This window comes from Pectobacterium peruviense (assembly GCF_002847345.1).
Classification (GTDB): Bacteria; Pseudomonadota; Gammaproteobacteria; order Enterobacterales; family Enterobacteriaceae; genus Pectobacterium; species Pectobacterium peruviense.
Genome location: NZ_LXFV01000001.1, coordinates 575,463 through 588,959 on the forward strand (window position 1 = coordinate 575,463; position 13,497 = coordinate 588,959).

Consider the following 13,497-nt stretch of genomic DNA (forward strand, 5'->3'; position numbering starts at 1 on the left):
TACCACCAAAGAATTATTACGCCAAAAATGCATAAATTAATGATTTTAAAAGATAAAAATAAAACCACTAACTTTGTGTTTATACTGAATTCATACACACGACTATTTAGAGGTAGTAGTCAGAGGGTGACGAAGAATCGAGCAAATTCAGTAAGGGGTAGCCGGATGCTGAGCGAAAAAAACGCCGCTCCGAAAAGGGCGGCGTCTTAGTGATATTTTCATTCGGATATCAGAGAATGTTTCGTGCGCAATACCACTATTATTTTCATGCTACCTTGTAGCACGCGCACGACAAGGAGCGCTCAATTGCCGCGCTCCTTGACCTGTGGCTATTTGGCGCTAATTGTGTCGCTACGCGATACCTTCGGCGTTCGTGGCTGCAATCGGGTCACCAGTGACGCGTTCCCGACGCGGCACTGGTTTTCGCGGCATCCATGCCGCTCACTCGGTGCTCATGCCCACCGCTGCATAATTTTTACGCCGGAAAAACGGGGATAGAGAATATTCCGGAACTTTAGACTGCTAATTTTTCTTTCTAGCATAGAACAGCCACGTCACCAGAACACACACCACGTAGCACACCACAAACACTTTCATGGCACCAGTGGGTGAACCGGTTAACTCAAGCGACATTCCGAAGGCTTGGGGAATGAAGAAGCCGCCGAACGCGCCAATGGCCGAAATAAAGCCCAGCGCCGCTGCGGTATCCGTGGCGGCCGCACGCTGCGCATCAGCATCACTCCCGCCTTGTGATTTAACGCGATCCCCCGTTAATTTACGGAAAATCACGGCGATCATCTGGAAGGTTGAGCCACTGCCCAAACCGGCCGTCAGGAACAGCATCATGAAGATGCCAAAGAACATCCCGAATGAACCCGCAGAGTTTGCACTCGGCAGAGACAGGAATAACAACACGGAGAAAATCGTCATCAGGATGAAGTTAATCAGCGTGACTTTCACACCGCCAAAACGGTCGGACAGCATGCCGCCAACTGGACGCGCCAACGCCCCCAGCAGTGGCCCAAAGAACGCGTAGTACAGAATCACGATGTCTGGAAACTGCGTTCTGGACAGCATGCCGAAGCCTGCTGAAAAACCGATAAATGAACCAAAGGTGGACAGATACAGGAAGCTGAGTACCCACAGGTGCATTTGCTTCAAAACTGGTAACTGCTTGCGTATCGACGCATTGGCCGTCGAAAGATCGTTCATACCAAACCAGGCAGCCGTTGCGGCAATCACCAAAAACGGTACCCACATCCAGGCGGCATGATGCAACCAAATCTGGTGACCATCAGGTTGCACAACGCCATTGCCGGAGAACCCCAGAATCGGCAGGAAAATCACCACCGGCACCAACAATTGCATCACGCTCACGCCGAGGTTACCCAACCCGCCGTTAATCCCTAACGCACTACCCTGACGTGATTTGGGGAAGAAGAAGCTGATGTTAGCCATGCTGGACGCAAAGTTAGCGCCGGCAAAACCACACAGCAGAGAAATCGTGACGAAAACGCTGTAAGGCGTTTGTGGGTTCTGTACGACAAATCCGAGCCAAATACACGGGATAACCAGAATGATGGTGCTTAACGTCGTCCAACGGCGACCGCCAACGATTGGAATAACAAAGGAGTAAGGCACGCGTAGCAGCGCGCCGGAAACGGAAGGCAGCGCGGTAAGCAAAAATAGCTGGTCTGTGGTAAAACTAAATCCGACCTTGTTTAGGTTAACGGCCACGGTGCTGAAAATCATCCAGACACAAAACGACAACAGCAGGCACGGTACAGAGATCCAAAGATTACGCTGTGCTATCCGTTGTCCGCCAGATTGCCAGAATTTTGTATCTTCAGGATTCCATTCCCTTATCAGCGTGCTTTGCGATACTTTTTCGGGTGATGAAGGCTGCGTCATAAAAAACCTCGATAAATAAAAACGCGGTAGAATTAAGGCGCAACATTAGGGATTACACCGCAGGTAAAGTTGATGCAAATCAACGCGCTGTCAGGTAAAAAAACCGAGTAAAAATAACCACACTCCTTAATGAGTAATAAAAATAGAAAAATAAGCAACGGTAATTCAAGCTGTTATATCGCTATTTTTTCTTACTGTCATATCCCCTTTCAAGGCATGGATATTCGGTGGTACTCACTAGTGGGTATAGGGTTATCTCGTAGGATCGGGAAAAATGCCGAAAGGGTTATCCTTCTCGGTACGGGTTTTCTACTCCTCCAGCAGAGGTCGCTTTATTATGTTGAAACGTTTCCTGCTGCCGCTGTCGCTCGTCAATCAGGTTGCACTATTGATGCTGCTACTCGGTTTGCTGGGTATTGCAGGTATGTCGGTTTCCAGTTGGATGTCTCAAAGCATTCAAGGGAACGCGCACGCCATTAATAAGGCGGGCTCGCTGCGTATGCAGAGCTACCGCCTGCTATCGATGGTCCCGCTCTCTGCTGAGAATGAGATTTACCTGCAAGAGCTGGAAGAAGACGAAATCAGCAGTGACTTGCAGCAGGCGGTACGTCGAGAGGGGCTGACTGAGCAATTCGCTGCGCTGCGTGTTTTCTGGCTGGAGAATCTACAGCCGCATCTGCGACAGGCAACGCATTCTGCCGATGCCTCAGCGGATGTCGCACGCTTCGTAAAACAACTGGACGATCTGGTTTCCGCCATCGACCATAAAACCGAACAGCGATTGATGATGGTCACGCTAGTGCAGCGTATCTTCATCGGTATCATGTTCATCCTGTTGATCACGACATTTTTTTATTTGCGTCGCCGCCTGCTAACACCGTGGCGGCGTTTGGTTTCGATGGCGCAGGCTATCGGACAAGGTGATTTCACCCAGCGTGTCACCATCAACGGTCACGATGAAATGAGTAAGCTGGGACAGGTGCTGAACAGCATGTCGGACGAACTTTCCGCCATGTACCACAGTCTGGAACAGCGCGTCGCCGAGAAAACGGCCGATCTGCAACAGAAAAACGATCTGCTCTCTTTCCTTTATCGCGCCAGTCGGCGCCTGCATACTGGCGCACCGCTGTGCAGCCGACTGATGCCAATCCTGAACGAACTGCCGTCGTTGACGCCGCTTCGCAATATTCAACTGCGACTGTATGAAGACAACAATCAGGAACAGTTTCACCAGTTTAGCGATTGCAGCCAGTCACAGCCGGATCATTGCCCAGATAACAGCTGTCAGAGTTGCGGTATGCAGGTAAAACGTGAAGAACTGCCGGGTGAACCTCACTGTTGGGATCTGCATGACAAACATGGGCAATATGGCGTTGTGTTGGCCACGCTGCCGGGCAATACCGTGCTGAGCCGCGATCAAAATCAGTTACTGAATACGTTATTGGAACAGTTGACCAGCACGCTGGCGCTGGAGCGTCAATCCAACCATCAACAGCAACTGATGCTGATGGAAGAACGCGCGACGATAGCCCGTGAACTGCACGACTCTATCGCGCAGTCGCTCTCTTGCCTAAAAATTCAGGTGAGCTGCCTGCAAATGCAGGGCGGCGATTTGCCTCCCGCATCACAGCAGTTGCTAACGGAAATGCGGGAAGAGTTGAACACCGCGTATCGCCAACTGCGTGAGCTGCTGACGACCTTCCGGCTGAAACTTTCTGAATCGGGCTTACTTGCTGCACTGCGGGCATCGGTCGATGAGTTCGGCAAGCGGCTGGGATATCCCATCGAACTGCATTACCGTCTGCCACCGCAGTCGGTATCCGCTCATCAAGGCATTCACGTTCTGCAAATTGTGCGTGAAGCGCTGAGCAATATTTATAAACACGCGCAGGCCACGCAGGTCGATATTACGCTGCAATTACGTCAGGGTTACATCGAGCTCAGCGTGGCCGATAACGGCATCGGTATTCCTGATGATGCCAGCCGCGCCAACCACTATGGACTTATTATCATGCGCGACCGTGCACGGGGTTTGCACGGCGAATGCATTGTTCGACGCCGGCCGTCGGGAGGCACTGAAGTAAATGTCAGCTTCCTCTCCGAATACCGTCACCGGCTGCCATTAACAGGAGAAACACATGATTAACGAAGACGCCGCCACCCTACTGCTGATTGACGACCACCCCATGTTGCGCAATGGCGTTAAGCAACTCATTAGTATGGACCCAGAATTGCAGGTGGCAGGTGAAGCCAGCCACGGCGAACAGGGTGTTGAGCTTGCGGAACAACTGGATCCGGATTTGATTCTGCTCGATTTGAACATGCCTGGAATGAATGGTCTGGAAACGTTGAACCGTCTGCGGGAAAAATCGCTGTCTGGCCGCATTGTCGTCTTTAGCGTATCGAACCATGAAGACGATGTGGTCAATGCATTAAAAAACGGTGCCGATGGTTATCTGTTGAAAGATATGGAGCCGGAAGATTTATTGGCTGCGCTGCATCAGGCCGCGTCAGGGAAAATGGTACTGAGTGAAACGCTAACACCGATTCTGGCCGCTAGCCTGCGCGAAAGCCGTCACAGCAGCGACCGAGATATTCAACAGCTCACGCCACGCGAACGCGATATTCTGAAATTGCTGGCTCAGGGACTCTCCAATAAAGTGATTGCCCGCAAGCTCACGATTACGGAAAGTACCGTCAAGGTACACGTCAAACACCTGCTGAAAAAAATGAAGCTAAAATCACGGGTTGAAGCGGCCGTTTGGGTATTGCAAGAAAAAGTCATTTAATCAAACGGTAATAATAAGCAGCTATGATCAGCGGTACGGATAAGGCGCTCAGGCGCCCTTCCTATCGAGATTATCCTCGCGTGAGCGAGGATGCCGCAGCAATTGGTGGAAATGCCACCAACCCCTTCCTCAAAGTAAACGGCTGCTAAACAGCATCGGCATTTATAGCCATTATCCTAATTAATGTGACGTTGCTCTCGTCTAAACTAGTTCGTAATCGCATTTTTCGGCTTTTACACCGAGTTTAACGTTGAGGAACAACATGAAGAAGGTCAGTAAAGAGCGATTTATCGGCCTGGAGTGGCTACGATTTTTGCTCGGCTGTTATGTGATGATTTATCACACGGTCCACATTTACCCCCAGCGTGAGCGCATTCCGTTCTTGAGTGAACTCACCAGCATGGGATTCTTCGCGACCAGCACGTTCTTTGTCCTGTCTGGCTTTTTGCTTGCACACGTGTACATTAAGGACGGACGTCTGCGTGAGCCTGTTCGCCAATTCTGGGCCAAACGCTTCTTTAATCTTTACCCTATCCACATCATTGCCCTGCTGTCTTCGATTGCTGTTGTCACGCTGATGCAGTGGCTGGCCGTGCCGCCGGAAGGACAAGTCGCCAGCGCCCGTTTCGTCATTTATGACACCAACGACCCCGCTGCCGATCCTGAAACGCTGCGCCATTACATGACGAATGCACAGTTGGCGTTCAACGGGTTATTGCAGGTACTGATGTTGCAGGCATGGAATCCTTACTTCCTGACCTTCAATGCCCCGTTATGGTCGCTTTCTACGCTGTTCTTTTTCTATCTGGCGTTTCCGCTGTTAGCCCCGCGTCTGTTGAACAGCCGCCATCCGTGGTTGTGGATGGGGATCGTCTGCCTGCTGTATCTGCTGCCACCGATTTGGGTTATTTGGCAGCAGCAGTTCGGCATGCCGTATACAGGACTGTTGCAACGTGGACCGATCTTCCGTTTGCCGGAATTTCTGGCTGGGATTTTGGGCTATGCACTGTTCCGTCATTATCGCCAGAAAGATCGCTCACCGCTGAGCAAAGGCCAGCGTTACGGCGTCGCCTTCTTCATCGGTGTGAATTTCCTTGTCGCCACCTGGCTGTTCACTAAAGGCGAAGCCTATTGGTACTTCCTGCTGCACAACGGTTTGATGCTGCCAGCTCAGGTCGGCTTGGTTTGTCTGAGTGCGCTGGCGCGTGAACCTAACAGCGAATGGCTGCGGCATTGGTCGCCGCGGCTGGGTGCTGCATCGCTCTCCATCTTTGCGCTGCATGTTCCGCTGTTTAATCTGTTCCGCACCTTGGAACAACTGGTGCGCGGTAATCCGATGACCTGCTTCAGCGATTGGGATCAATGTATTGCCGCTGCGGGTCAGGTGCAGTTGTCCATGACGGGCTACATCATTTTCCTGCTCAGCACTGTGACGCTATGCGTTCTCTTCCAGGAACGGATCGTGTTCCGCGTAAGGACGTTCCTGACCTCGCGCTTCCTTAGCAACAACACATCGCGCACGCAGCGCACCGCGTAGCGCTATAACGGCACTCGATTCTCTGGCCTGAAACAGACTGGGCCAGAGATTCACCACCCCAGATCGGCATCCCCCTCTACCGCTAGAAATGTGACAGATATCGCGTTATAGCGGTTAATCATCAATAGCAACTTTTATAACTATTTACATTCTAATCAATTATTGTTTTCGGGTAGAGCATCACCCCGATTCCTGTTAATGTTTGCCGTTCCGGGCTAAACCGGTTCGTTTTTATCGGCTGTACGTCTTTGTCTCTGACGGACGTCTTACTACATGTCACCACGGTTTATTTGGCAATAATGACACTATCCAAACACGCAATCTCTTCCCTCAGCTTGGTCATCGCCCTCTCCGCAGGCATTACACAAAGCCGCGCTGACACCATTTGGCTGAACAATGGCGACAAGGTCACAGGGAAAATCACGCTGCTTGACGGCGGAAAACTCTTTATCAACACCGACTATGCAGGCTCCATCTCTGTAGCCTGGGATAAGGTGAAAACCTTTGAAAGCGATCATGGCCTGGTGATTCAGGGTGAACGCTACGAGAAAGGCGTACTGTACCCGGCGGTGAAGGCAGGTGAAAACCGCGCTGTCGTCGCGACCCCGTCGCTTTCTAACGAAGCAGCAGGTCCGCAAACATTGCCACTTTCCGAAATCACCTCCATCGTGGCGCAGAAGCCGCTGGTGACCGATTTATCCTGGAAAGGCAACATTGACGCAGGCATGTCGCATAAGAAAAGTTCGACAGAAACCGACAACTACGATGTGACGCTAAACACCAAAGCGCGTCACGATACGTGGCGACACAACCTTGATGCCAGCTACCATTTGGCAAAAGAGGATAAAGTCGAGAGCACCAAGAATGCGGCTGGCGAATATGCGCTGGATAAATTCGTGGATGAAAACTGGTTCTGGCAGGGTCGTTATCAGTACAAACGCGACTGGATTGAAAGCATTAAAATCAACCGTTCTTTCGGTCTTGGTCCCGGTTATCAGTTCTGGGATAACGATTTAGGCGCATTCTCACTGACATCGCTGGTCAACTCCCAAACCTTCGTGTACCGCGATCAGGGCGATGATGATTTCTACTCTGGTGCGATAAAGTGGGCGTACAACCGCTATCTATTCAGCAAATCAGTTGAAGCCTTCACCAACGGTGAATTCGGGCGTTCATTTGATGGCACCGCGCCAATCTATCTGAAAGCGGATGCAGGGTTGCGCTTCAAGCTGACCGACTGGTCTTCTATGACCATGAAAGTGTCACGTACCCGTATCGAAAGTAATCAGGGGAATGTTGACGACACGCTGTACACCATGGGTGTTGGTGTCGGCTGGTAATACCATCGTTTCACTGTGTCTCAAGGTGAACGGCGATCTTGCTGTTCACCTCAAATCTCACGCTCGCCGCGTCGTTATTGTCCGCCCCCTGCTGCCGCAGGACAAGACTGTTGCAAGGTACGCACTCGTTGCGCCAATTCGCTCACGCTTTCATCTTCCGTTCCGTGATTCTTCAGCTCTTGCTCTAACGCAAACAGATATTGCGCATTGGTGCCGAGTGGACCGCTTGCACGGGCAATCAGCGGTGCAACACTCTGAATACAGGTATCATTTTCGTTTAGGGGATGTTCAGGCTCAGAAACAAACACCAGCGCCGTCAGCGGTGCGCCGTTCTTGCGATGCAGTTCGCACCAGAGCGGACGATAGCAGCCCGTCAGCATTTCACGCTTCCACAGCAGCTCCAAATCTTCACGCAGTGAGGTCTCCGGCAGTCGAAAAGCCAAGCCCGTTGTTTGTCCACCGGGTTGCAGCGCCAGCATCCGCCCCGGCTGTGTTACCGTTCCGCGGCCAATGGTGAGGCGCAGGCAGAAAGCACGCTTCCACCCCGCCAGCGTTGCCAGACAGATTTCTTCGGCATCAAAAACCGGGTTCCACATGAGTGAACCGTAGCCAAATACCCAAACAGGACAGCTATTGGGCCGTAGCGCCAGCATCCTGTCCAACGAATCAGCCCGCTGTTGCGGCGTGAGCAGTAAGGTTTCTTCAATACACCCAAAAGACGTTCTACAATCTGCTTTCTGCAAAAAATCGCGTGTTAACACTACTACCCACCTCCAACCTTACTCTTTTTCTGCTCGTCAGATCGGCTCTCGCCCTGCGTTTAAAAACCTAATTGCTTCATCTGCTTAATTTTACAACACCATAGAACTTGAGGTTATTCATTTATGGCTTTGGGATCAAGTTTGATACTGGTCACAAAACCTGAAAAAGTTCGTGATAATGTTTCATTCATACATGATGCAGCGTTAATACCCTAAATAATTCGAGTTTCAGGCAGGCGGCAAGGGAAGGCATCCCGATGAGCTTACTCAGGTAAGTGATTCGGGTGAGTGAACGCAGCCAACGCACATGCAACTTGAAGTATGACGGGTATATCAACTTAATCGGCAACTCATCGCTGGACTTGACGCTTTCCTGACACAAACCTCATTTTTGTGACGTCAGGAACCTGCAGCAAGCCATTCGTTTAATGCAAAAGCGCTAGCCGCGTATTTATTTCGAGAAAAATGTATTTGTTTCGGGAAAAATAACAACAAAGGCACGAAATGATAATAGTTATCATCTCGTGTTATTATCATCACTACACTGGAATTGATTACCACGGAGACACTGAATGGCAACGCCGCGTCAGCCTGTTTTAGTTCAGGTTAAACAGATCCACGATATTTCCCCTCATTTACGCTGCATTACTTTTCATCATGACGCGTTGCGCGATTACCCAACCGAGCGATATGGCGCACATATCAAACTCTTTCTGCCTCAGGTTGGACAGCAAAAACCGGTTCTACCTACCATCGGTGAGCGCGGCCCGATCTGGCCAGAAGGCGAATCTCGCCCCATCGTTCGCACCTATAGCGTTCGCGCATTGCGCCCTGAGGATGCTGAACTGGATATGGTTTTCGCGCTGCATGAACACGCAGGGCCTGCGGTCAATTTTGCTCGTCAGGCCAAGCCCGGCGACTGGGTGGGTATTTCGCAGCCCGGTGGCCCACTCCCGATGCTGCCACCCGCGGCAGCTTATTATCTGGCTGCCGACCCATCATCGCTTCCTGCGCTGATGGCGCTGCTCGAGAATTTGCCTGACGACGCCCAAGGGCATGCCGTAATTCGTGTCGACAGTGAAGCGGATAAACTCAGCATCGTGAAACCCTCACAGCTTCAGTTGCATTGGATCATTGGCGGGACAGACGCGACCGACACGCTGTTGGAGCATTTCCAGGCACTTCCTGTGGCTGATAATGCATTTTACTGGTTAGCCGGTGAAGATCGCATCGTGGTTCAGCTTCGTCGCCATGTGCGTCGCGAACGCGGGTGTGAGCGAAATCAGATGTACGCCGTGCCTTATTGGCGAGAAGGGTTAAATGAAGAGAATTATCATCATAAACGCCACGATATCATGGACAATCTTGACGAATAACCACAAAAAACATATTTGATATTATCATGATAGGGAGAAGATACGCAGATTCTCCCTTTTCATTTAAATTTCAATTCAAAGCGTAAAAATCCGTAAAATTTCCCGCATACACACGACAATCTGTTATCATATTGTTCGTTTTATTACGTTATAACTACTTTTTAGTAACCTTTCGCGGTTTATTATTGTGTTACAGCCATGAATAAATGGTTTTATACTTTTAATAAATTGCTTTATGCCCTAAATAATTCGAGTTGCCAGTACGCTGACTTGGAGTATGACGGGGATATTTTGCCGCATCATTCCTCTGGATAAGGAGAACTCCCGCAATGAAGTCTCATGCTGAGGTGGTCAAAACTCGCCATCATGAATACTCACTCGTTTTTCCTGTTATTGCGCTTGCCATACTCTACGTGTGGGGCAGTTCACAAGATTTTGTCGCCATTCTCGGCATTAACGCCCTCGCGCTAGCCGGAATACTTTTCAGCGCATTTAGCGTGGTACGTCACGCCGACGTGCTTGCACACCGCTTGGGTGAACCCTACGGTTCGCTGATCCTCAGCTTGTCCGTCGTCATTCTTGAAGTCAGCCTGATTTCAGCGCTGATGGCTACCGGTGACGCAGGCCCAGATCTGATGCGTGACACCCTCTATTCTATTATCGTCATTGTCACTGGCGGCTTAGTGGGCTTTGCCCTCTTGCTCGGCGGCCGTAAGTTCGCCACGCAGTACGTCAACCTCAGTGGTATCAAACAGTATCTGATGGCGATCTTCCCATTGGCCGTGATTGTGCTGGTTTTCCCCAGCGCTTTGCCCGATGGTAACTTCAGCGTAACGCAGTCCCTGATTATTGCCGCGATTTCTGCGGCGATGTACGGCGTTTTTCTGTTGATTCAAACGCGTACGCACCAAAGCCTGTTTGTGTATGAGCATGAAGACGAAGGTGACGGCGACGATCCACATCATGGTAAACCGTCCGCACACAGCTCACTGTGGCACACTGGCTGGCTGCTGGTTCACCTGATTGCCGTTATTGCGGTAACCAAGATGAATTCCATGCCGTTGGAAACGCTGCTGACCGAAATGAACGCGCCGACGCAGTTTACGGGCTTCCTGGTCGCACTGTTAATCCTCTCTCCTGAAGGGCTGGGAGCGATCCGCGCCGTCCTGAAAAATCAGGTACAGCGCGCGATGAACCTGTTTTTCGGTTCCGTACTCGCGACGATTTCCCTGACAGTTCCTACCGTCACGATCATCGCCATGATTACTGGCCGCTCGCTGAACTTCGGTCTGGATATGCCGCATATCGTCGTGATGCTGTCTGTGCTGGTGCTATGCCACATTACGTTCTCCACGGGTAGAACCAATGTGTTGAGCGGTAGCGCACACTTGGCGCTTTTTGCCGCCTATTTGATCACCATCACGCTGTAACCCCTCTGCCGACGCGGTTTTCACCGCGTCGGCCCCGCCAAATCTTACTTCTCTTGATGTATATCTGGATCTTCTGAGCGCGTCCGGCGTATCGTAAGGCTGTCGTCGACGGACCGGCAGGCCCGCCATGTTGATTTACTTCCTTACTTTGGTTTCTGCTTAGATGAAAACGCACGGAATTAACGGCATCAGGCCGTTCAGCGCGCTGATTGATGCGTGCTGGCGCGAAAAATATACGCTGCAACGTTTTACCCACGACATTATCGCTGGCGTTACTGTTGGCATCATCGCCATCCCGCTGGCAATGGCACTGGCGATTGCCAGCGGCGTTCCTCCGCAGTACGGGCTGTATACCTCAGCCATTGCCGGGATCGTCATCGCCGTCAGCGGCGGTTCACGCTACAGCGTATCGGGCCCGACAGCGGCTTTCGTCGTCATTCTCTATCCCGTGTCGCAGCAGTTTGGGCTATCCGGCCTGCTGGTCGCCACCTTGCTTTCCGGCGTGTTTCTACTGCTGATGGGCCTCTGCCGCTTCGGCCGTCTGATCGAATATATTCCACTTTCCGTCACGCTGGGATTCACCTCCGGGATCGCCATTACCATCGGTACCATGCAAATCAAGGATTTCTTCGGCTTGCAGATGGCAGTCGTGCCCGAACATTACGTCGAGAAAGTGGCGGCGCTGGCACAGGCACTACCGACTCTGCATCTTGCTGATACGTTGATCGGCGCAACGACGCTGCTGGTGTTGATCGTCTGGCCCAGACTCGGTATCCGCCTGCCTGGGCACTTGCCTGCGCTGCTGGCGGGTGTCGCGGTGATGGGGATCATGTCGCTACTGGGTGAAAATGTGGCGACCATCGGTTCCCGATTCAGCTATATGCTGGCAGATGGTTCGCAAGGGCAAGGGATTCCACCTATCCTGCCGCAACTCGTTTTGCCATGGAACATTCCGTCGCCGGATGGGAAGACGATGACGCTGGATTGGCAAAGCATTTCCGCTCTGCTACCTGCGGCATTCTCGATGGCGATGCTGGGGGCGATTGAATCGCTGCTGTGCGCCGTCGTGCTGGATGGGATGACAGGCAAAAAACACAACTCCAATGCAGAACTGATGGGACAAGGTTTCGGTAACATCATTGCGCCATTCTTTGGCGGTATTACCGCGACCGCTGCGATTGCCCGTTCCGCCGCCAATGTCCGCGCGGGCGCCAATTCACCGGTTTCCGCCGTGATCCATGCGCTACTGGTGTTGTTGGCGCTGTTAATACTTGCCCCGTGGCTGTCTTATCTGCCGCTGGCCGCGATGGCATCGCTGCTGCTGATCGTCGCTTGGAACATGAGCGAAGCACATAAGGTGGTGGATTTACTACGCCACGGGCCGAAAGACGACATTATTGTGATGCTGCTCTGTATGTCGTTGACCGTACTATTCGATATGGTGATCGCCATTACCGTTGGTATCGTGCTGGCCTCGTTGCTCTTCATGCGTCGCATCGCGCAGATGACACGCCTGAGCGAACTGCCGGACACTAAAATACCGGACCATCTGGTATTGCGCGTTAACGGCCCACTGTTTTTCGCCGCAGCGGAACGCATCTTCAACGACCTCACGGTACGCAGTGAAGGTTACCAAAATATCATTTTGCAGTGGGATGCCGTGCCGGTGCTGGATGCAGGCGGACTCAATGCATTCCTGCGCTTTAGCGAAACGTTGCCCGAAGGCAAACAGCTCATCATCACCGATATTCCCTTCCAGCCGTTAAAAACGCTGGCACGGGCGAAGGTTCACCCGATTGAAGGGCGACTGAGCTTCTACGGTTCATTGGCGCAGGCCATTGAGGCGACGACGGTGCGTTCAGCGGCAAAAACAGAGTAAAAATAGAGGACAGGCCACGCCGTGCTAGTGCTGCACGGCTGGCATCTTGAACCGGACGGACAAGCGTTCGTCCCGCAGCGTTAAATCCAGCGTCTCGTCACATTCGTTGCTAATCGCGTTCAGTTGCTCATTCGTCAGAGAATAAGGCAGTTGAATATCAAACGCGCTCAAACCTTGCTGGCGTGCCAGCGTAATCAGTCTGATTATGTTGGTTTCGTCACTCACCTGCGTTGAGAGCACCTGTAACGCCAGTACCTTCAGCCGATCTTTCGGCGTGCTCTGCCGAGCGGATGCCATCTTAATCACCATGCCAAAAATCGGCATCACGCCATACATCGCATCCACGAAACGCCAACGTTTCTTGCACAGTGCCGCCAAATAATCCGTGTAGTCCAGACAGAGTGGCTCACTGGAACTTGTAGACTCAGGGGATTTGTCCATACTCCCTTTTCTCCTCTTCGCCAGTGGTTTGCT

Annotated in this window: 10 protein-coding genes; 7 read left to right on the forward strand and 3 right to left on the reverse strand. The window is 51.7% G+C overall.

Annotated elements, in window-relative coordinates:
* Positions 1–522: 522 nt before the first annotated feature.
* Complete coding sequence (locus A0G03_RS02540; protein ID WP_048259925.1) at positions 523–1,911, reverse strand: NarK family nitrate/nitrite MFS transporter; 1,389 nt, start codon at positions 1,909–1,911, stop codon at positions 523–525.
* Between the two features lie 337 nt (positions 1,912–2,248).
* On the opposite strand from A0G03_RS02540, the gene narX reads away from it, so the two are divergent.
* The 4 genes from narX to A0G03_RS02560 all read left to right on the forward strand — a co-directional run bounded on the left by narX (position 2,249) and on the right by A0G03_RS02560 (position 7,577).
* Entirely contained in the window at positions 2,249–4,057 is a 1,809-nt protein-coding gene (gene narX / locus A0G03_RS02545) for a nitrate/nitrite two-component system sensor histidine kinase NarX (protein WP_048259924.1), read from the forward strand.
* Entirely contained in the window at positions 4,050–4,700 is a 651-nt protein-coding gene (gene narL / locus A0G03_RS02550; protein WP_010276892.1) for a two-component system response regulator NarL, read from the forward strand. The genes narX and narL overlap by 8 nt, the downstream gene beginning before the upstream one ends.
* 262 nt (positions 4,701–4,962) lie before the next feature.
* A complete protein-coding gene (locus tag A0G03_RS02555; RefSeq protein WP_048259923.1) occupies positions 4,963–6,237 on the forward strand; it encodes an acyltransferase family protein in 1,275 nt (424 codons plus the stop codon).
* A 299-nt stretch (positions 6,238–6,536) separates the two neighbouring features.
* Positions 6,537–7,577 carry a DUF481 domain-containing protein gene (locus A0G03_RS02560; protein ID WP_048259922.1) on the forward strand — a complete coding sequence of 347 codons (1,041 nt, stop codon included), beginning with the start codon at positions 6,537–6,539 and terminating at the stop codon, positions 7,575–7,577.
* Between the two features lie 74 nt (positions 7,578–7,651).
* Here A0G03_RS02560 and A0G03_RS02565 read toward each other — a convergent pair whose 3' ends face one another.
* Positions 7,652–8,338, reverse strand: a complete 687-nt coding sequence (locus A0G03_RS02565; protein ID WP_048259921.1) for a gamma-glutamylcyclotransferase — start codon at positions 8,336–8,338, stop codon at positions 7,652–7,654.
* 572 nt (positions 8,339–8,910) lie between these two features.
* Between A0G03_RS02565 and A0G03_RS02570 the strand changes: the two genes are divergently transcribed.
* The 3 genes from A0G03_RS02570 (at position 8,911) to dauA (ending at position 13,023) form a co-directional block, all read left to right on the forward strand.
* Complete coding sequence (locus tag A0G03_RS02570) at positions 8,911–9,714, forward strand: siderophore-interacting protein (RefSeq protein ID WP_048259920.1); 804 nt, start codon at positions 8,911–8,913, stop codon at positions 9,712–9,714.
* Positions 9,715–10,043: 329 nt separating this feature from the next.
* Complete coding sequence (gene chaA / locus A0G03_RS02575) at positions 10,044–11,144, forward strand: sodium-potassium/proton antiporter ChaA (protein WP_048259919.1); 1,101 nt, start codon at positions 10,044–10,046, stop codon at positions 11,142–11,144.
* A gap of 163 nt (positions 11,145–11,307) precedes the next feature.
* Positions 11,308–13,023 (forward strand): C4-dicarboxylic acid transporter DauA, encoded by a 1,716-nt coding sequence (gene dauA, locus A0G03_RS02580; protein ID WP_048259918.1) that lies wholly within the window; start codon positions 11,308–11,310, stop codon positions 13,021–13,023.
* A 24-nt stretch (positions 13,024–13,047) separates the two neighbouring features.
* Here dauA and A0G03_RS02585 read toward each other — a convergent pair whose 3' ends face one another.
* On the reverse strand, positions 13,048–13,464 hold the full coding sequence (locus tag A0G03_RS02585) for a hypothetical protein (protein WP_048259917.1): 417 nt from the start codon (positions 13,462–13,464) through the stop codon (positions 13,048–13,050).
* Positions 13,465–13,497 lie beyond the last annotated feature (33 nt).